The organism is Specibacter sp. BI4 (assembly GCF_056680095.1).
Window position 1 is genome coordinate 361,376 of the sequence record NZ_CM155265.1, and the last position, 19,440, is coordinate 380,815.

22 protein-coding genes and 1 tRNA gene are annotated in these 19,440 nt (G+C 64.1%); 20 read left to right on the top strand and 3 right to left on the bottom strand.

What is annotated here, in order from left to right; translation table 11 throughout:
* Positions 1-5: 5 nt before the first annotated feature.
* The 4 genes from AC1L6K_RS01740 (at position 6) to AC1L6K_RS01755 (ending at position 2,440) form a co-directional block, all read left to right on the top strand.
* Positions 6-491 (top strand): cation:proton antiporter regulatory subunit, encoded by a 486-nt coding sequence (locus AC1L6K_RS01740; protein WP_480951035.1) that lies wholly within the window; start codon positions 6-8, stop codon positions 489-491.
* A 7-nt stretch (positions 492-498) separates the two neighbouring features.
* Entirely contained in the window at positions 499-1,677 is a 1,179-nt protein-coding gene (locus AC1L6K_RS01745) for a cation:proton antiporter (protein ID WP_480951036.1), read from the top strand.
* 176 nt (positions 1,678-1,853) lie between these two features.
* A complete protein-coding gene (locus tag AC1L6K_RS01750) occupies positions 1,854-2,204 on the top strand; it encodes an SHOCT domain-containing protein (RefSeq protein WP_480951037.1) in 351 nt (116 codons plus the stop codon).
* A 165-nt stretch (positions 2,205-2,369) separates the two neighbouring features.
* Positions 2,370-2,440, top strand: a tRNA-Gly gene (locus AC1L6K_RS01755).
* A 101-nt stretch (positions 2,441-2,541) separates the two neighbouring features.
* Here AC1L6K_RS01755 and AC1L6K_RS01760 read toward each other — a convergent pair.
* Entirely contained in the window at positions 2,542-4,437 is a 1,896-nt protein-coding gene (locus AC1L6K_RS01760; protein WP_480951038.1) for a L,D-transpeptidase family protein, read from the bottom strand.
* A gap of 594 nt (positions 4,438-5,031) precedes the next feature.
* On the opposite strand from AC1L6K_RS01760, the gene AC1L6K_RS01765 reads away from it, so the two are divergent.
* From AC1L6K_RS01765 to AC1L6K_RS01780, 4 genes are all read left to right on the top strand, one after another.
* A complete protein-coding gene (locus tag AC1L6K_RS01765; protein ID WP_480951039.1) occupies positions 5,032-5,340 on the top strand; it encodes a hypothetical protein in 309 nt (102 codons plus the stop codon).
* Positions 5,341-5,523: 183 nt separating this feature from the next.
* Positions 5,524-5,658 (top strand): hypothetical protein, encoded by a 135-nt coding sequence (locus AC1L6K_RS01770; protein ID WP_480951040.1) that lies wholly within the window; start codon positions 5,524-5,526, stop codon positions 5,656-5,658.
* Entirely contained in the window at positions 5,655-6,818 is a 1,164-nt protein-coding gene (locus AC1L6K_RS01775) for a N(5)-(carboxyethyl)ornithine synthase (protein ID WP_480951041.1), read from the top strand. The genes AC1L6K_RS01770 and AC1L6K_RS01775 overlap by 4 nt, the downstream gene beginning before the upstream one ends.
* Before the next feature lie 96 nt (positions 6,819-6,914).
* A complete protein-coding gene (locus tag AC1L6K_RS01780; RefSeq protein WP_480951042.1) occupies positions 6,915-7,343 on the top strand; it encodes a very short patch repair endonuclease in 429 nt (142 codons plus the stop codon).
* A gap of 1 nt (position 7,344) precedes the next feature.
* Here AC1L6K_RS01780 and AC1L6K_RS01785 read toward each other — a convergent pair whose 3' ends face one another.
* On the bottom strand, positions 7,345-8,655 hold the full coding sequence (locus AC1L6K_RS01785) for an MFS transporter (protein WP_480952671.1): 1,311 nt from the start codon (positions 8,653-8,655) through the stop codon (positions 7,345-7,347).
* 166 nt (positions 8,656-8,821) lie between these two features.
* Between AC1L6K_RS01785 and AC1L6K_RS01790 the strand changes: the two genes are divergently transcribed.
* Complete coding sequence (locus tag AC1L6K_RS01790) at positions 8,822-9,682, top strand: LysR substrate-binding domain-containing protein (protein ID WP_480952672.1); 861 nt, start codon at positions 8,822-8,824, stop codon at positions 9,680-9,682.
* 87 nt (positions 9,683-9,769) lie between these two features.
* Positions 9,770-10,186: an aspartate 1-decarboxylase gene (panD, locus tag AC1L6K_RS01795; protein WP_480951043.1), complete on the top strand. Its 417-nt coding sequence runs from the start codon at positions 9,770-9,772 to the stop codon at positions 10,184-10,186.
* Between the two features lie 124 nt (positions 10,187-10,310).
* Here the strand turns inward: panD and phnF are convergent, their stop codons facing one another.
* Positions 10,311-11,060 (bottom strand): phosphonate metabolism transcriptional regulator PhnF, encoded by a 750-nt coding sequence (gene phnF, locus AC1L6K_RS01800; protein ID WP_480951044.1) that lies wholly within the window; start codon positions 11,058-11,060, stop codon positions 10,311-10,313.
* Between the two features lie 154 nt (positions 11,061-11,214).
* On the opposite strand from phnF, the gene phnG reads away from it, so the two are divergent.
* The 10 genes from phnG (at position 11,215) to AC1L6K_RS01850 (ending at position 19,386) form a co-directional block, all read left to right on the top strand.
* On the top strand, positions 11,215-11,700 hold the full coding sequence (gene phnG, locus AC1L6K_RS01805) for a phosphonate C-P lyase system protein PhnG (RefSeq protein WP_480951045.1): 486 nt from the start codon (positions 11,215-11,217) through the stop codon (positions 11,698-11,700).
* Entirely contained in the window at positions 11,697-12,335 is a 639-nt protein-coding gene (phnH, locus tag AC1L6K_RS01810) for a phosphonate C-P lyase system protein PhnH (protein ID WP_480951046.1), read from the top strand. The genes phnG and phnH overlap by 4 nt, the downstream gene beginning before the upstream one ends.
* On the top strand, positions 12,335-13,456 hold the full coding sequence (locus AC1L6K_RS01815; RefSeq protein WP_480951047.1) for a carbon-phosphorus lyase complex subunit: 1,122 nt from the start codon (positions 12,335-12,337) through the stop codon (positions 13,454-13,456). Before phnH ends, AC1L6K_RS01815 begins: the two co-directional genes overlap by 1 nt.
* Positions 13,453-14,325, top strand: coding sequence for an alpha-D-ribose 1-methylphosphonate 5-phosphate C-P-lyase PhnJ (locus AC1L6K_RS01820; protein ID WP_480951048.1), 873 nt, complete (start codon positions 13,453-13,455; stop codon positions 14,323-14,325). The genes AC1L6K_RS01815 and AC1L6K_RS01820 overlap by 4 nt, the downstream gene beginning before the upstream one ends.
* Complete coding sequence (gene phnK, locus AC1L6K_RS01825; RefSeq protein ID WP_480951049.1) at positions 14,322-15,134, top strand: phosphonate C-P lyase system protein PhnK; 813 nt, start codon at positions 14,322-14,324, stop codon at positions 15,132-15,134. Before AC1L6K_RS01820 ends, phnK begins: the two co-directional genes overlap by 4 nt.
* A gap of 5 nt (positions 15,135-15,139) precedes the next feature.
* A complete protein-coding gene (phnL, locus tag AC1L6K_RS01830; protein WP_480951050.1) occupies positions 15,140-15,883 on the top strand; it encodes a phosphonate C-P lyase system protein PhnL in 744 nt (247 codons plus the stop codon).
* Positions 15,880-16,557 carry a DUF1045 domain-containing protein gene (locus AC1L6K_RS01835; protein WP_480951051.1) on the top strand — a complete coding sequence of 226 codons (678 nt, stop codon included), beginning with the start codon at positions 15,880-15,882 and terminating at the stop codon, positions 16,555-16,557. Before phnL ends, AC1L6K_RS01835 begins: the two co-directional genes overlap by 4 nt.
* Positions 16,557-17,735, top strand: coding sequence for an alpha-D-ribose 1-methylphosphonate 5-triphosphate diphosphatase (locus AC1L6K_RS01840; protein ID WP_480951052.1), 1,179 nt, complete (start codon positions 16,557-16,559; stop codon positions 17,733-17,735). The genes AC1L6K_RS01835 and AC1L6K_RS01840 overlap by 1 nt, the downstream gene beginning before the upstream one ends.
* The gene (phnN, locus tag AC1L6K_RS01845) at positions 17,732-18,292 is read left to right on the top strand and encodes a phosphonate metabolism protein/1,5-bisphosphokinase (PRPP-forming) PhnN (RefSeq protein ID WP_480951053.1); all 561 of its coding nucleotides are present in this window, start codon (positions 17,732-17,734) and stop codon (positions 18,290-18,292) included. The genes AC1L6K_RS01840 and phnN overlap by 4 nt, the downstream gene beginning before the upstream one ends.
* 155 nt (positions 18,293-18,447) lie before the next feature.
* Positions 18,448-19,386: a phosphate/phosphite/phosphonate ABC transporter substrate-binding protein gene (locus tag AC1L6K_RS01850; protein ID WP_480951054.1), complete on the top strand. Its 939-nt coding sequence runs from the start codon at positions 18,448-18,450 to the stop codon at positions 19,384-19,386.
* Positions 19,387-19,440: the final 54 nt, after the last annotated feature.

Below are 19,440 nucleotides of genomic sequence, written 5' to 3' on the forward strand. Positions count from 1 at the left end.
GAACCATGAACATTGAAGAGACCGCTCTTCCAGGCATTGGTGTGCGCAGGGAACTGCGCCTTGCCACCGGAAGGCGCGTTGGTGTTGTGACCCACCGTGACGGCCACACCGAGTTGATCCTGTCGCGGGTCGATGACCCGGATGCGTGTGCCGCGTCCATTCCGCTTAGTGCCGAAGAGGCCGCAGCCCTGGGAACATTGCTGGGTTCGGCCCAGCTGATTGCCCAGCTCAGCGCGGAGCAGGAAGAAGTTTCCGGCGTCACCACCCACCAAATCATGATCCGCAAGGGCTCCGCCTATGCCGGGCGCACCCTGGGCGACACCCAGATGCGCACCCTTACGGGCGCCTCAATTGTGGCATTGCTGCGCGACGGCGATGTGATTGGTTCGCCGCGTCCCGACGAAATCCTGCTCACCGGCGACATGGTTGTCATCGTGGGCACTGACGATGGGCTGGCGGAAGCCGCACTCATTTTGCAGTCACGATTGTAGCCACGTAGTGGATCCAACGACCCTCTCGCTCATCCAGCTCGGCATCGTCTTTTTCGGGCTCGGTTTTTTGGGTCGTTTGGCTGGACGAATTGGCATGTCCCCGGTGCCGCTTTACCTGTTGGGCGGCCTGGCCTTCGGCCAGGGCGGCCTTGTCAACCTTGGCGGCATCGACGGTTTCGCGCACATAGCCAGCGAAATTGGTGTCATCCTGCTCCTGCTGATGCTGGGTTTGGAATATACGGCCAAGGAGCTTGTCACCGGCTTGAAGCAGTCCTGGATGGCAGGGCTGCTCGACCTGGTGCTCAACATGCTCCCCGGTGTGGCCGTGGCCTTGATCCTGGGCTGGGGTCCCGTCGGCGCACTCGTCATGGCGGGCATCACCTACAGTTCCTCGTCAGGCATCATTGCCAAGGTCCTTGCCGATCTTGGCCGGCTGGGCAACCGTGAAACACCCGTCATTTTGGCCATCCTGGTGATTGAGGACCTGGCCATGGCAGCGTACCTGCCCATCCTCACAGCCGTTTTGGCCGGGGTGTCGTTCCTTGGCGGGTTGACCGCCGTCGGAATTTCCCTGGCCGTGATCACCCTGGTGTTGCTGGGTGCGCTGCGCTACGGGCACATGGTCTCCAACGTTTTGGACAGCCCCGACAGGGAGTCGTTCCTGCTCAAACTGCTCGGCGCCGCACTGCTGGTGGCAGGGGTCGCCTCGGCACTTCAGGTCTCTGCGGCCGTCGGTGCGTTCCTGCTGGGCATCGCCATTTCGGGCGGCACGGCGGAGAACGCCACGCGCGTCCTGGAACCCCTGCGCGACCTTTTCGCCGCCATGTTCTTCGTGCTTTTCGGCCTCAACACCGATCCCCGCAGCATCCCGCCCGTGCTCGGCGTGGCCCTCCTGCTTGCCCTTGTCACCACGATCACCAAGGTGGCAACCGGGTGGTGGGCGGCCAGACAACAGGGCATTGGGGTGCCCGGGCGTGCCCGCGCCGGTGCCGCCTTGATTGCCCGCGGCGAATTCTCCATCGTCATCGCCGGGCTGGCGGTGGCCTCCGGGGCAGTCCCGGGCGAGCTGGCAGCCCTGGCCACCACATATGTTCTCATCATGGCCGTCAGCGGCCCCGTCGCCGCACGTTATGTGGAACCGCTGGTGCGCCTGCTGCAGGGGAAGAAAGCAGAACCTGCCATCTAGCCGGGGCATGGGGGTGCGCCGCCAACATCCTGGATGTCGCCATTGCAGAAGTACGACGGCGTCACGAACGTTTGCGGTGCGGCTTGTGTTTTGCGCATTGGGCTTTGCGGTGCCACCGTAAGATTGAATTACCCGCGGTCCGGTCGCCTGGACGGCACTTATTCAAGGAGATCACCATGGCTTTTGGCAGACGCAATCGACGTACCTCGCTCTTAGGAACTGCTGCCCGCACCGCTGTCATTGCGGGCACGGCTACGGCTGCCAGCAATGCTGTCAATGCCAAGTCCGCGAACCAGCAGGCCGCGGCACAACAGGCCGCTGAGCAACAGATGCTGGCCCAGCAGGCGCAGATGCTTCCCGTTCCCGAGGCCGCCCCGGTCGCCGCCGCACCCGTGGCAGCCGCTCCGGTAGCCGCTGCTCCGACCGGGGACTTGCTCAGCAATCTCGAGCGCCTTGCCGCCCTGCATGCATCCGGCGCCCTCAATGACGCCGAGTTCGCCGCAGTAAAAGCCTCCATTATTGGCTGACCTGCTGCGCACTGTTTCATTCTGTCCGGTTTTCGGGGTCCTGCCGCCGCCGCGGGGCCGTGCAATGGGGTGCGGGCCGTTGCGTGTCGGTGGTCATAAGCACCCATGCGCACCGGCTAGAATCGATATCGGAACATTGCAGCGGCTCGCTGCAGGCGTTCCGATGCGGGCGTAGCTCAATGGTAGAGCGCTAGCTTCCCAAGCTCGATACGCGGGTTCGATTCCCGTCGCCCGCTCGCATGTGATGTCTCGAGACATCGTTCCCACGTCAAGTGGGACATAAAAACACCCCGGTCTTCCGACCGGGGTGTTTTTATTTATTTGGCCTGGGAACTAGCTATCTGAAAATGGCCGACTTGACGCCCATGATCACCCTGTCGCCGGGTACTGACTTCCTGACGTAGTCAACCACCGCCCAGTTGTCCAGAGAGATGCACCCTGCCGTGGGAACCTTGTTCTGGTGCAGGAAGATGGCAAACCCCGCGTCCTGGACAATGTTCGGACGGTTGTAGTCGATGACAACGCCCTGCTCGTAGTCGTGGGCCGCTCGCGTTGCGAAGTACCACATGTTCTCGTCCCACCCCACCCAGGAATCGGACTCAAAGTACTTGTTGTAGGTGGAGGTGTACGGATTGCCACCCCAGCGGGAACGCGGGTTCAAGGTGCGGTAGGGAAGCGCCGTGCCGGGATTGCTCAGGCCGAATGCTTCGGATACCGTGAACGAGCCCGAGGGCGAGAACAGGTTGCGGGTGGGACCGGAGGCCTCTCCCGGACCCTTGAATCCTGCAGCCCCGACGTACCCGTCAGTTCGCCACTCCGTTACGTATGTTCCTGCGACGTTCTTGCAATACGTGTTGGTGGCGTATGACTGCCGATACGTCTCGGTAAACGTCAACAGCACGTGCTTGGAACCACCGGCCCCGTAGCGGGACTTGCCGTTGTTAAGATTCTGGCATTCTGACATGTGGTAATAACCCTGGGCGCCCCAACCCCAGCCAACATGGCCGCCCACGAAGGTCTGTACACACTGTCCGCCGGAGCATGTCTCATCCGATATGGGGTAGCCAAGGAAACTGCGCGGACCGCCCTTTGCCGTGTAGCTGGCACTGATGCCGCCGGCAGTCTTGTAGGCACGGGGGTGGCCGTAACTGGCCCAAAGCCGGCCACCCTGGAATACCTGGTAGCAGCCGCCGTTGGGTTGGCCGCAGACCTGCTGCGCCAAGGGGTAGCCGAGACTTCCGCTGATCCCTCCGCGGCGCGCATAGCCATCGGAAAGCTTCCCCTTGTGGATCGAGCTGGTGCCCGATGCCGGGGACCAGTACGCGGTTCCACCTTTATAGTTCTGGTAACAGCCTGATCCCCTCTGCCAACAAATTTCTTCACTGGTTGGATACAGCAGGAATCCATTGGCAGTGCCTGTCCGGCCGTAGTGGGATCGAATGGCACCTGTCAGAACTCCATGGGCCCCCGTGGAAGGACTCCACAAAATTAGTCCGTTCTGAAAGTTTTGGTAGCAACCATTTTGAACCAGCCCACACGTTTCCGTGCCGGTGGGGTATCCGTAGCGGCCGCCCAAGGCGCCATTGGTGTTGTAGCGGCTGAGAATTCCACCGTGCGAGACGTGCGAACCGGACTTGGCGGACCAGAAGATGGTGCCCTTCCTGAAAACTTGGTAACAACCACCGTCCCGCGCCCCGCAAACCTCTGCACCGACAGGTGCGCCCATGGCCTTGATGCCACCCTTGGAAACCCATTTACTGCCGACTGCACCGTTGACCTTCACCGAGAATTTTGTGGTGAAGATCCATTTGCTGTTTGAGAATTTCTGGTACGTTCCGTCGGCCGAGGAGATGTTGTCGGAAATCGCATACCCGAATCCGGCGGAGGACGTCTTGCCCCCGGCATACCAGAGCTGCCCAATGGCACTGGACTTGATGATGTGGTGAACCCCGTATTTCGACGAGCTAAAAATGAACCCGCCGGTGAATTCCTGATAAGAGTAGACGGAATTGGAAACCTGCTTGGCCCGTGGTGCACCAAGCACCCCGTTGGCGCCACCCAGTGAGTTCCACCGGGTCTTGAAAACGCCAGTCACTGCAATCGCTGCGGACGCTGTCGCGTTTTTGGTTTCCGGAGCCACGAGGGGCTTCGGGGCCGCCGGTTTGGAAGCAGCAGGTGCAGCGGGAACAGTGGGAACAGTGGGCTCCGCAGTCACGACAGGTGCCGTTGTCACCGGAGCAGCTGACGGGACCGGAATTGCCGACTCAGATACCACCGGCGCCGGAACAGGTGCAGCGGGCTCAGCAGACTCACCCGGCGCAGCTGTCTCCGGGTGAGTCGGCTGGGAAGTGGCCGGCGCCGCTGGCGAAGTAGTGGCTGGCGACGTAGCCCCTGGCGAAGTAGCCGTTGGAGAACCAGTTGGCTCCGCTGCAACGACAGGCGCAGTTGTTGCAGCGCTGATTTCAGGAGGTGCGTTCTGCACCGGCCCCTCCGAAACCTCGCCTGGCGTTTCAACACCGGGAACCGTTTCAACGACAGGAGTCGGTTCAGCGGCAACGGAAGGCGGAGCAGTAAAGAACACCCCGAGCAAAGTCACCATGAGTGCGCTGGCAAAGATTTGTTTCTTCATGAACTCAATCCCTCGACCGAAGCGACTGGCTCGCATACTGCGCCAGCATCGTTTGCCACTGCAAAGTCCGGGGCGGAAACGTGCTGAACGCTGTCCGCCTGAACTTCCTGGGTAAGCAGCGAATGGCCCTTGACTGCAGTTCCAACGGTGACGGCTATTGCCACCGTGTAGGTTTTCAGGCTTGCGCTGGAATTTTTGATGTCTCCTTCAAAGGACCAGGAGCCGTCACTGTCCTTCGTGCATTTGACGTCCACCAAGTCCTCGTTTGCACCAGCGTTGCTGGGACTGGCCGGTGGTGGCGCAACCTCCGTTGGTGCACCAGTGCCCGATGTGCCAGGCGCATCTGAGGCTGACGCCGGCGGGCTCTCCCCCGCCGTTTTTCCCGGGTCGTCGCCTGCCGAGGTGCACCCCGACAAAGCCAGCACAACCAGCACAGGCACTAATATCCAGTTTGCTTTCACGCACTCCCCCAACAGTCAAATTGCATCGGCAATATTCACGAAGTGAGCGACATCGTACCAGTTTCAAGGCTCCCAAAACGGGCTGGAGGTGAACCATTTTATTCCGAATTGAACGGAATTCCGGGCCGGAATCAGGGGCCTGCCGTGTGACCCAGTCGTTCCGACGGCAAGGTCATTGAGTGTAGGGTCAGGCTACGGGGCCACTTTGGCCCCACCTTAGGGAGCTGACATGGGCGACAAATCACCACGGCAAACCGCATCGAAGAAGTCAAGCAAGTCCATCAAGGAAAAGCGCGCCGACAAACGCGCCGGCGATACCGCAGCAACCATTGCGGACAAACCCGCGCCCGCAAAGAAGAAATGAGTGCCGCAAGGACCGGGCTGCGACTCGGCGTTTTGGGCCAATCCAGCAAGCCCGATGAGCGGCGTGCACCCATCCACCCGGAGCATTTTTCCCGGATAGAGCCTGAGATCCTCGCCCGGATGGTGGTTGAGGAAGGGTACGGCACCCGCTTTGGGATGTCCGACGACGTGCTGGCCACCTTGGTGGGCTCGGTCGCCTCCCGCGAGGACGTCATTGCGGAGTCGGACGTGCTGCTTTTGCCCAAGCCGCAGGCCTCGGATCTGGCTGACATGAAGGACGGGCAAGTCCTGTGGGGATGGCCGCACTGCGTCCAGGACCGTGCCATCACCCAGCTGGCCATCGACAAGAAGCTGACGTTGATCGCCTTTGAGGTCATGAACCATTGGGCCCCCGACGGCGGGTTTGGGCTGCACGTATTCCACAAGAACAACGAACTCGCCGGCTACTCCTCGGTAATGCACTCGCTGGCACTCACGGGTTCAACAGGCGACTACGGACGCCGCATGAGTGCCGTCGTCATTGGCTTTGGCGCCACTGCCCGCGGTGCCGTGACGGCATTGAAGGCATTGGGCATCTACGACGTGCAGGTATTGACCAGCCGCAGTGTGGCAGCCGTCGCCGCACCGATCCATTCGGTCGAAATGGTGCAGTTTGATTTTGCACCTGAAGCACCGTACGCCGGTTTTGTCATGGTTGAGAATGGGGACGTGCCGTTGGGTGAGTTCCTGGCGCAGGCTGACATCGTCGTGAACTGCACCCTGCAGGATCCCAATGCGCCCATGACGTACCTGACCGAATCGGATCTCGACGCGTTCCGCCCCGGCAGCCTGATTGTTGATGTCTCCTGCGACGAGGGCATGGGCTTCAGCTGGGCCCGCAGCACAACGTTCGTCGACCCCATGTTCACGGTGGGGAACCACATCAATTACTACGCTGTCGACCACAGCCCCAGCTACCTGTGGAATTCCGCCACCTGGGAAATCAGCGAGGCACTGATGCCGTTCATCGAACCGGTGCTGGCAGGCCCAGACACCTGGGCCGAATATGACACCATCCAGCGCGCCGTTGAAATATCCGACGGCGTCATCGTCAACCCGGCCATCCTGGAGTTCCAGCGGCGTCAGGAAAGCTACCCGCACCTGCCGCTCGATGTTGCTTAAGCGCCGGACCGCCTAAGCTGCCCAGCCGGCCCCGCCACTCGTGGCGGAGTCGGCTGGGGTTGCCCCCTGCACAGTGTCCGCGCGTAGCATGGGCGCATGGTTGATTCACTGACCAAGGCCCAACGCCACCGCGTCATGTCACGCATCCGCAGCAAGGATACAAAGCCGGAAATGCTAGTCCGCCGGCTGCTGTTTGCCGAGGGCTACAGGTACCGGCTGCAGGCATCGGACCTGCCCGGCACGCCTGACCTGGTCTTCCGCGGCCGGCGCCAGGCCATTTTTGTCAACGGCTGTTTCTGGCATTCACACAGCTGCCCCAACGGCACACACAAACCCGCCACGAATGCCGACTTTTGGGATGCCAAGCGAACGAGGACTGTTGAACGGGACGGCCAGGCGCTGGCCGGTTTGGCCGCCCTGGGATGGACCGCGTTCACGGTCTGGGAATGTGAACTGCGGGACCTTGGCGCCGTGGCGGAGGAACTTCACAATTTTCTGGGCCCGCCGGGCAGCGGCAGACTGTAGTTTAACCGGCCTTCGACACGATGAACACGGGCTTGCTGAGGCTGCGCAGATTCAGGCGCAGTGTCAGCTGGCCGCGCCGGGCCAGGGTCAGGCCAAACACCGCGGCCGCCAGCACCGGCATGCCGCCGGCAACCAGCATGGCCCACTGCACGCCCCAGTTTTCGGCCAACCAGCCCATGAGCGGACCGCCCAGCGCCTGGCCGCCGATGAGGACCATGATGTACAAACTCATGACGCGTCCGCGGATCAACACGTTCGTCGACATTTGCACCAGCTGGTTGGCGCTCGTGAGGAACAGCAGTGAGGCGAATCCGGCCACCACCATGACGGCACCAAAGGTGACCATGTTGGGCGCCCTCGAGGCAATGAGCAGCACAACGCCATAGGAACCGGCGGCCGCCATGACCCCGCGCAGCCGCAAGGTGGCAATGCGGGTGGAGGCAATCGCACCGCACAGGGCGCCGAGCGCAACGAGAGTGTTCAGCAGGCCGTAGCCTCCGGCACCGACGTCGAACACGTTGTTGGCATAGGCGGCCATCAACACGGCCAGGCTCAGGCCGAACACGGCGAAAACGGCCGCCATGGCTGCGGGCCAGTAAATGGTTGGCTTGCCCAAGGCGTAGCGGACGCCTTCCATGAGCTGGCCCTTGGCGCGTTTGACCGGCGGCATCCGCACCAGCTCGCCGCTACGGATCAACAGCAGCGAAAGCACAGTGACAATGCAGGCCAGGGCGTTGGTGGCGAACGCCCAGCCGCCGCCAACGGCCATGATCAGCACGCCGCTGACCGCCGGGCCGATCATGCCGCCCATTTGGAAAATGGAGGAGTTCAGGCTGATGGCATTGCGCAGCTGTGCCGGGCCCACAAGTTCGTTGACGAAAACCTGGCGTGCGGGCTGGTCGGCCACTACAACCAGGCCGAGGACGAAGGCGATGACGTAAATGTGCCAGACCTGAAGATGTCCCGTCAGCGCCAGGACGGCCATGATGGCAGCCAGCACACCGGCCGCGCCCTGGCTGATCATCAGGATCAAGCGCTTGGAATATCTGTCGGCAATAATTCCGCCCAGCGGCATGAGGACCAGGGAGGGGATGAACTGCATAAACACTGTAATTCCGACGGCGGTCACGGAACCTGAGAGCTCAAGCACCATCCAGTCCTGCGCCACCCGCTGCATCCACACCGCAATGACGGCAAGGAGGTTGGCCGAGGCAAAGATGCGGTAGTTGCGGATTTTCAGTGAGGAAAAGGTTTGACTCCACGGAGGGCGTGTTGTCACTAGATTGATGGGGGCGGTCAGGGCAGCATTCATCGGTGCTGGTGGGGGCGTCAACGCTTTGGTCCTGGGACTCGAAGGGTGGATGTGCTTACCTTTTCAAGCCTAGGCTGCACCGATATATGCCGAAAGGGTATGGTGCCTATAAGTACTATTGAGGTTTGCAATGGTTCAGAGGAGCTCAGCCGTGTCGGATGCACCCATTTTTGACCCCGTTCAACTCAAGAGCTTCGTGGCACTTGCTGCAACCCGCAATTTCACCCGGGCCGCCGAGCGCCTTGGCATCAGCCAGCCCACAGTCAGCCAACATGTGCGCAAGCTGGAACAGGCAGCCGGCCGGGTCCTTGTCACCCGCGACACCCGCGACGTGCGCCTGACCGACAATGGTGATGCGATGGCAGGTTTCGCCCGGACCATTCTGGCTGCCAACGACGTGGCCACCCGATACTTTTCCGGTGCCGCCATGCGGGGCCGGCTGCGTTTTGGCACAGCCGACGACCTTGCCATCACGGGACTGCCCCGAATTTTGCGTGAATTTCGTCAGCTGTACCCGCAAATCAACCTGGAGCTGACAGTCAGCCAGAGCGACCAGCTGCACCGCCGGTTGAAAGCCGGGGCCCTGGACCTCGTGTTTGTGAAATGGGTGTCTGGCACGCAGGAGGGTGAAGTCGTCAAGCAGGACACCTTTGCGTGGGTGGGCATGGAGGAGACGGTGCTGGAATCGGGAGCGCCGGTTCCGGTGATTGTTTACCCGGCACCGAGCCTGAGCCGCCAACTTGCCCTGGATGCCTTGGAGGATGCCGGCCGCACATGGCGGGTCACCTGCACGACCAAGCAAATCAGCGGGGTCCTGGCGGCTTTGCGGGCGGGCATCGGGATTGCCGTCATGCCGACGTCGCTGGTTCCGGAAGACCTGAAGATCATCACGAAACGCTTTGACCTGCCGCCAGTGGGGGACGTGGACTTCACATTGATCCGCAACCCGCTGGCGAACACCGAGGTTGTCGACGCACTCACCCGGGCCATCATGGGCCGCAAGCTCACGCCCCTGAGCAGGAGGTAGCGGGAGGCGGAAGTGCCACGCATTTAGTGCCAGAAGCAAGGCAGCTCACAGTTCGTGGCTGCCGGCGAGCGGTAGACTTATGGGGTTATGATCCGAACAATGTTTAAATCCAAGATTCACCGCGCAACAGTCACCCATGCCGATCTGCACTACGTTGGCTCGGTGACAGTGGACGCGGATCTGCTGGACGCCGCCGATATTTTGCCCGGTGAGCTTGTCTCGATTGTGGACATCACCAACGGCGCCCGGCTGGAAACCTACACGATTGCCGGCGAGCGCGACTCGGGCGTCATCGGCATCAATGGCGCGGCAGCACACCTGGTGGGTGTTGGCGACCTTGTTATTTTAATGACCTACGCCCAAATGACGACGGCCGAGGCTCTCGACTTTGTGCCCGCAGTGGTTCATGTAGACGCACAGAACAAGATCGTGCACCTGGGCACCGACCCGGCCGAGGCCGTCACCGAGGGCTTGTTGCGCCCGGCCCTGGCCCAAGGCCGCTAGCACCTCGCAGGCTTCACCAACGCGATTTGCGCGCCAGCACGCCGTAAACAACCGCGATAACCAGCGATGACCGCCCTGGAGCGTCCTCGTGAACGCTGCTTGTGGAGCAGCTGCGCCCATGTGCTCAGTCCGCGCGGGGGTGCTCGATGTCCAGGCGCACCCGCTGCGCAGGGAAGCGCGTTACGACGCGCTGCAGCGGGGTGCCGTCGGGAAGGGTGTCGAGCGCCGCGGCCACTAGTACGATCGCGCCGGGCCCGAGTGAAAGCACTGCCGCCTCCGAGGCCGTGGCGTGCCGGGCGCTAATGACCGTCGACGCGCGCACGTAGTCGTTGATGCCGCTTTCACGCAGCGCCGCCGTCACCGATCCTGTGCGCCGAAAGGCCGCCGCGATGTGCGGCAGCCGCTCGGCATCAAACCAGTGCGTACTCAAGGAGACCTGCTGCGCGCCCGTCGATCGAGTGCTCTCGATCCGGACCGCCCTGCCATTGTGAAGCTTGAGCCGCCGCTCGATGTCGGCCGGCGCATCCTCAATCGAGCTCTCCAGCACGCGGCCCGGCCCCGACGGGCTGCCCTCGTCGGCGAGGCTGCGTGTCAGACGCGTGCGCAAGCCGATCCGGTGCAAGTGCACAGCCTCACCGGTCACGAAAGTGCCGCTGCCGCGTCGGGCCTCGACCAGCCCATCCTCCGCCAAGGCCGAGATGGCCTGGCGTGCAGTATGCCTGTTCACGCTGAAGCGCTCGGCGAGTGCATTCTCGCTTGGCAGGCGGTCACCTGTCTGCAGCCGGCCGTCTCCGATTTCGACGCGCAGTTCCTCGGCGATCAGCAGCCAAGCCGTGTATCCGCTGCTCGATCGTGCGGGTGTTTGCTCGGTCACGGGTGTCCTCCTGGGCGGTTTACCGAAAGTTCATCCAGTAGTGGCCTTCGCGTCGCTCGGCAGGCCTTGTCCCTTGATCTTACGGCCCTACTATTAAGTTGTCTAGATAAATAGACAACTTTGAGAGGGAGCCAGGCGTGGAGGAATTTGCATCGTGAAAGCACATGGAAATAGCGCGGACGAGCGCACAGCCGATGAGGTCCACCGGGCTGCGCGAGTGCTCGCGGGTGCCTCGCATGCCGAGCTCGAGGTGCTGTGGGACGCGTGGGACGAGCCGCCAAAGATCACCTACCTGCGCGGCCCGGAAGCCGGCTTGGTGATGGTGCAGGGTCGCATAGGCGGCACCGGTGACCGCTTTAATCTCGGTGAGGCGACAGTGACCCGGGCGTCCGTGATGCTTCGCGGCGCCGGAGTCGACGAAGCGAGTGGGACCTCGTATGTGCTGGGCAGCCACCCTGAACATGCCGGACTCGCCGCCGTGTTCGATGCTCTCCTGTCCGTGCCAGGGCAGCGCGAGCGCGTCCTCACCGGCGTGATCGAACCGCTCGAGCGCCGCCAGGCCGAGCGGGACGCCGCGGCCAATGCCGACGCGCGCAGCACAGTGGTTGACTTCTTCACCGTCGCAAGGGAGCACGAATGAGCATGCTGACAGCCCAGAACCACACCCCCGGATTCACGAACCCCGTACGGGACGCGCAGCAGGTCTTCCGGGCCGTCCTCGAAGCGCTGGCGCGCCCCACCTCACCGCAGCGCATCGACGTCGGCATTCACCCCCCGGCGCCACTGGGACCGACGGCCGGCGCTGTCATCTTGGCGCTGTGCGACGAGCAAACGCCGATCTGGCTCGACCAAACGCTGCGCTCCGCCCCTGCAGTCGGCGCCTGGATTGCCTTTCACACCGGCGCACGACTTGTCGACCGAGCCGGCGACGCATCGTACGTGATTGCGTCGTCGCCGTCCGCGGCACCGCGCCTGGCCGAGCTCGTGCACGGCACAGACGAGGAACCGCACCTGTCCGCGACACTCGTCATCGACGCCTGCGGTGCACGCGGTGCCGGACCCCTCGCAGCGACCGGTCCCGGCATCCAATGCGCCACCGACTGGGACGGCGCGGGCCTGCCCAGCGGGTTCCTCCCGCAGTGGCAGGAGAACCGTGCGCTCTTCCCCCGTGGCGTGGACATCATCCTCGCTGCCGAAACCACTGTGCGGGGCTTGCCGCGCACCACCGCGCTGATCGGCGCGGACAAGCACACCAACGAGAAGAGGGGCGCCTAATGTACGTTGCAGTCAAGGGAGGCGAGAAGGCGATCGCCAACGCGCACGCGCTGCTCGCCAAGCGCGGGCGCGGCGAGGCCGACGCCCAGCGCATCGACTACGCGCAGATGCGCGACCAGATGGGCGTGCTTGTCTCGCGTGTCATGGCCGAGGGCTCTTTGTATGACCCAGACCTGGCCGCCAAGGCGCTGCTGCAGGCACAGGGCGATGTACTCGAAGCGGTCACGCTGCTGCGTTCGTACCGCACGACGCTGCCACGGTTCGGCATCACGGTCGCGGTTGACACTGCCGGCTTGCCCTCCGAGCGCCGCGTGTCGGCAACTTTCAAGGACATCCCCGGGGGTCAGCAGCTCGGCGCGACATTTGACTACACGCACCGCCTGCTCGCCGACGAGCTCGACACCCCGGACGTGCCTGCACCGGACGTGCCGGTCGATGAGCCGATGCCGCGCGTGACTGATCTGCTCGGCGTCGACGCACTCATCGAGCTCGCCCGGCCCGCCGAGGGATGGACGGATCCGGATCCGGGAGACCTGACTCGCGAGCCGACGGTCTTTCCGATGAGCCGGGCTGAGCGCCTGCAGGCTCTCAGCCGTGGCGACGAGGGCTTCCTGCTGTCGCTGGGCTACTCCACACAGCGCGGCTTTGGCAACAACCATCCGTTCGTGGGTGAGGTGCGTGTCGGCGAGGTTGAAATCGAGTTCGACGCACCCGAGATCGGGTTCGCCGTGCCGATCGGGCGGATCGAGGTAACCGAATGCCAGATGGTCAACCAGTTCGTCGGCAGTGCCGATCAGGCGCCGCAGTTCACCCGCGGCTACGGTCTCGCCTTTGGCCGGGCAGAGCGCAAAGCGATGTCAATGTCGCTCGTGGACCGTGCGCTGCGTCGTGAGGAGTTCGACGAGCGGGTTGTGTCGCCGGCGCAGGACGAAGAGTTCGTGATCGCGCACTCCGACAACGTGCAGGCCACCGGCTTCGTCGAGCACCTGAAGCTCCCCCACTATGTGGACTTTCAGGCTGAGCTTGTGCTGATCCGCAGCCTGCGCCGCGAGTTCCAGGCACGCCAGGGCGCCGCGGCACCCACACCCGAAAACAGCGCCCCGATTGAGGAGAACGCATGAGCACCCCACGCATCGTCTACAACGAGGGCTACCTCGACGAACAGACCAAGCGGGTCGTCCGCCGTGCGCTGCTCAAGGGCGTCGCCATCCCCGGCTTCCAGGTGCCGTTCGCGTCCCGTGAAGTGCCGATGCCCCGCGGCTGGGGTACCGGCGGCGTGCAGGTCACCGCGTCAATAATAGGCCCGTCCGACACCTTGAAGGTGATCGACCAAGGCGCCGACGACACCACTAACGCGGTGTCGATCCGGGCTTTCTTCGAGAAGGTCGCGGGTGCCGACAGCACCACGCGCACGGATCAGGCGACGATCATCCAGACCAGGCACAGGATTCCCGAGACGGCGCTCGGCGAGAACCAGATCATGGTGTACCAGGTGCCGATCCCGGAACCGCTGCGCTTCCTGGAACCGCGTGAGACCGAGACACGGCGCCTGCACGCGCTCGAAGAGTACGGCCTGATGTACGTCAAACTCTACGAAGACATTGCGAAATACGGCCACATCGCCAAGACCTACGACTACCCGGTGCTCGTGAACGGCCGATACGTCATGGCGCCCTCGCCCATCCCGAGCTTCGACAACCCAAAGATGCACCAGAGCCCCGCCCTTCAGCTGTTCGGCGCCGGCCGCGAGAAGCGCATCTACGCCGTCCCGCCCTATACCGACGTCGAAAGTCTGGGGTTCGAGGACTTCCCGTTCGAACCGCAACGTTTTGAGCAGCCCTGCGAGATCTGCGGATCCGCCGGCGTTTACCTCGACGAAGTCATCATCGACAACGCAGGCGGCGCAATGTTCGTCTGCTCAGACACCGACCACTGCGAACACACCGCCACGGCGAACGAGCGCATCCAAACGACTGAGGTGAACGCATGAACGACGAGACGCCCCTGCTGAGCGTGACCAACGCGGGACACCGCTATGGCGAGAGATTCGGATGCCGCGACGTGAGTTTCGACCTGTGGCCCGGCGAAGTGCTCGCGGTCGTCGGCGAGTCCGGCTCCGGCAAGTCCACCCTGCTCGGCATGCTGTCCCAGCGACTCACCCTCGACGAGGGATCCATCCGCTACCGGACCACCTCTGAGAACGGCGCCGGCGGAGAAGACGGTGCGGCAGACAACCTGCTGGACCTGTCGACCTTGAGCGAGCGAGAAGTGCGCCGGCTGTGGCGCACCGACTGGGGCTTTGTGCACCAGAACGCCGCCGACGGGCTGCGCATGCACGTCAGTGCCGGCGGCAACGTAGGCGAACCGCTCATGGCGAACGGATGGCGCCACTACGGCTCGATCAGGGCCGAAGCCGAGGAGTGGCTGCGCCGTGTGGAAATCCCCGCCGAGCGTATCGACGAGACCCCCGCGACGTTCTCCGGCGGAATGCGCCAACGGGTGCAGGTTGCACGCAACCTCGTATTCGGTCCGCGCCTGGTCTTCATGGACGAGCCAACCAGCGGCCTGGACGTGTCCGTCCAGGCCCGCCTGCTCGACCTCATCCGCTCGCTCGTCGCCGAGCTCGGCCTCGCGGTCGTGATCGTCACCCACGACCTCGCCGTCGCGCGCCTCATCTCACACCGCACGCTGGTGATGAAGGACGGCGCCGTCATCGAGTCGGGCCTTACGGATCGGGTGCTCGACGATCCGCAGGCCGCATACACCCAATTGCTCGTCTCCTCGATTCTCCAGGGCTGATCTCCATGACTTACAACTCAAGCAACGACATGCCCGCGAACACCGTGCTGTCCGTCCAGAATGTCGACAAGACGTTCACCCTGCACCTGCAGGAATCCCAACGGCTGCCCATACTGCGCGGCCTGACCTTCGACGTGCCGCGCGGTGCCTGCGTGGTGCTTGGCGGCGAGTCGGGCGCAGGCAAAAGCACCGTGATGAAGATGATCTACGGCAGCTACGGTGCAGACTCGGGCCGCATCATGCTCAGCCACCAGAACTCACTCATGGATCTCGCCACGGCCCAGCCGCGACAGGTCCTCGCGGCCCGGCGCGAGACCCTGGGGTACGTCAGTCAGTTCCTGCGTGCGGTGCCCCGTGTGCCCGCGATCGACGTCGTCGCCGAACCGCTCATTGAGCGCGGCACCGTCCGGGAGACGGCGCGTGAGCGCGCCGGCGAGCTGCTCGGGCGCCTGAGCATCCCCGAGCGGCTGTGGAAGCTGCCGCCCGCGACCTTCTCGGGCGGCGAGCAGCAGCGCGTCAACATCGCGCGCGGTTTCATCATCGAGCGGCCGCTCCTGCTGCTCGATGAGCCGACAGCCTCACTCGACGCACGAAACCGCGGTGTCGTCATCGAGCTGATCCGCGAAAGCCTCGGCCGCGGTGCCGGGATGCTCGCGATCTTCCACGACGCCGATGTCCGCGAGGCCGTCGCCGACGTGACTGTCGACGTGCAGTCGTTCACGGCGGCCCGCCAGGAGGTCGCCGCGTGAGGCGATACGCGGTTTACGCCGTCCCCGGAGCCGACGAGAGCGACGTGGCCGAGGCTGTCAGGCTGCGTGGTGTGGTCGAGGAATGGTACGTTCGCGACGAGATCCAGGACCTCACGACAGATGCCCGCCGTTACGGCTTCCACGCCACGCTCAGGGCGCCGATGCGGCTCGCTCCTGGACGCACCGAAGCGGAGCTGTGCGCAGCGGCCGACGCCTTCGCTGCCGGGCGGTCGCCGGTCGTGATTTCCTGCCCACGCCCTGCGGCATTGGACGGTTTCCGTGCGTTGCTGCCCGGCGGGGATCAGGACGGATTGGATGCCCTTGCTGCCGCCGCGCTGCGGGCGTTTGAGGATTTCCGTGCCCCGCTCAATGACGCCGACGTCCGCCGCCGCCGTCCCGAGCGGCTCACGCACTCCCAGCGCGAGCTCTTGGAGCGCTGGGGCTATCCGTACGTGCTCGAGGAGTTCCGCTTCCACTTCACCCTCACCGACCCGGTGCCCGTGGAGCGCACCGCCGAGGTCGACGCCGCGCTCGAGGAGCACTTCACCGACGTGGCCGGCGTCGACGTGCCGCTGACAGCGATTGTCATCAGCGTCGAATCCGTTCCTGGCGGTCCCTTCGAAATTCTCTCCGTCCATCCTTTCGCCAATCTCTCCACCCTGGAGGCCAGCTGATGTCCCTCATCCTGAACAACGCCAAGATCGTCCTCGAGAACGAAGTCATGCACGGATCCGTACGCATGGAAAACGGTGCGATTGCCGAGATCTCCGCCGACCCGCACCTTTCCGTCGACGGCGTGCCCGGCGAAGACATGGGAGCGGATTACCTGCTGCCCGGCCTCGTTGAACTGCACACCGACCAGGTCGAGTCGCACTACCAGCCGCGTCCCAAGCGCTTCTGGGATCCGATCCCCGCCGTCATCGCGCACGACGCACAGATGGCAGCCTCGGGCGTGACCACCGTGTTCGATGCGATGCGCATCGGCAGCGGGCCCGGAGAGAACCGAATTAGCAGCAATGCCAGCACGCTGGTGAACGCGGTGATTCACGCCGCCGAGTCGGGCATACTGCGTGCCGACCACTACGTGCACCTGCGGTGTGAGGTCGCGACGCCGGACGTCGTCGAGGTGTTCGACGAGGTGGGCGGGCACGAGCGGGTGCGGATGGTCTCGCTCATGGACCACACACCCGGGCAACGCCAGTACGCCGACGTCGAATCGTTCCGTACCTACATGGTGGGCAAGCACAGCATGACCAACGTGCAGTTCGAGCAGCACGTTGGTGAACTGCACGTCCTCTCGGCGCAGTACTCCGACAAAAACCGCCGCCGAATGGCCGAGCGCACCCGCGAGCGTGGCATCACGACCGCCGCACACGACGACGCGACCCAGGCGCATGTCAACGAGTCGGCAGCGGCGGGTGTGTCGATCTCGGAATTCCCGACGACGATCGTGGCCGCCCGGGCGGCCCGCGCCGCCGGGCAGCTCGTTGTCATGGGTGCCCCGAACATCGTTCGCGGCGGCTCACACTCGGGCAACGTTGCCGCCGCCGAGCTGCTCCGGCATGGACTGCTCGACATTTTGTCAAGCGACTACGTCCCAGCCAGTCCACTCCAGGCGGTCTTCCTGCTTTTCGGCCGGGGCGACATTACGCTGCCGCAGGGTGCCGCACTTGTCAGCGCCAACCCGGCGCGCGCTGCCGGTCTCGAGGACCGCGGCGTCATCGCCCCGGGCAAACGGGCCGACGTCCTTCGCGTGCAAGCATACGAGGGGGCGCCGGCGGAGCAGCACCCGCTTGACTCACCCATGCCGATCGTGCGCGGTGTGTGGCGTGAGGGAAGGCGTGTCGCGTGAGCGGCGCCTTTGTCGCTGTCGTCGGGCCGAGCGGTTCGGGCAAGGATTCGATCATCGAGCACACCCGCGCCGCGGTGGCAGGCCACGGCGGAATCGATTTCCCGCGGCGCCTGATCACCCGGCCGGCGGGCGCCGGGGAGGATCACCATCCGGTGAGCCAGGGCGAGTTCGACACTGCCGAGCGGCTGGGTGAGCTCGCGCTGACGTGGCGGGCGCACGGCCTCGCGTACGGCATCCCCGCCCACGTGTTCAACGTCGTCGAGGCGGGGGGCGTGGTCGTGGCGAACGTCTCGCGCGGAGTGCTGGAGCAGTTGCCCAGCCAGTTCACGGACGTGCGGGTCGTGCGCATCACGGTGCCCGACAGTGTGCGCCTGGCGCGCATCGTTGCCCGCGGTCGCGAGGACGCGGATGCGGCTGCAGCGCGTGTGGCGCGCCGGGATCCCGCGCCGGATCATCCCGTCGACCTCGAGATCGTCAACGACGGCACGCTCGAGGAGGCAGCCAATCACCTCTTCACGTTCCTGACACGCGTCCTGGCTGCCACACCGGCACGCTGACTCCGCGCCCAACATTCACTGGCTGTTCCCTGCAAAGTCATCGTCCGGTGTAGCTACCCATCCCCCACTGTTCACCGGACAAAGCGACAGTTGACTCACTACTACCACCCCACCACCGACGTTCGTCGGGCCGTCTCCACGAAAGGCAATTTTCGATGAATTTTCGCACTCGAGCCAGCGGGCTCCTCACAGCTGTCACCCTCCTCGCCGCACTCACCGGCTGTGCCACCGCCTCCAACGCGGACAACGCGGCCGAAGCACCCGAAAAACTCGTCTTCGCACAGATCCCCAGCGAGTCGGCCCAGGGCATCGCCGAGGACAACAAGGCGATCATCAAGGCGATCGAGGACAAAACCGGCCTTGAGGTCGAGATGCAGCAGGTCACCGATTACGCGGCGGTCATCGAGGGCCTGCGCGCCGGCCAGATCGACCTTGCGGGCATGGGCCCGTTCTCCTACATGGTTGCCAAAGACGGTGGCGCGGGCGTCGAGGCGCTCGGCGCCCTCGTCGACACACCGGAGGAACAACCCGGCTACCAGTCGTACGGCATCGTCCCCGCAGACAGCGACATCACCGGCCTCGAGGGCTTCAAGGGCAAGAACGTCTGCTTCGTCGACCCGACCTCGACCTCGGGCTTCCTGTACCCGAGTGCAGGACTGCTCGAGCTCGGCATCGACCCCGAAACTGACGTCAAACCGACCTTCGCCGGCGGCCACGACGCCTCCGCACTGTCCGTCGCCGACGGCACCTGCGAGGCCGGCTTCGCCTACGACACCATGGTCACCAAGGAGCTCATCGACTCGGGGAGCATGAAGGAGGGCGACGTCAAGGTCGTTTGGAAGTCGGAGGTAATCGCCGGCAGCCCCTACGTCGCCAGCGACAAGCTGCCCGCCGACCTCATCAGCCAGCTCAAGGGAATCTTCGCGGACGACCTGAACATGCCGGCCTTGATTAAATCCGGCGTGTGCTCATCGGAGGCCGACTGCGGGCTTCCCGAAGGGAGCACATACGGCTTCATCCCGGTCGAGGACTCACTCTACGACGGCGTGCGCGCCGTGTGCGAGGTCACCAAGGCCGCTGCCTGCAAGATCTGACCCCGGCGGTGTGGATCGGGCCCAGCTCGATCCACACCGCATTGCAAGTCCACC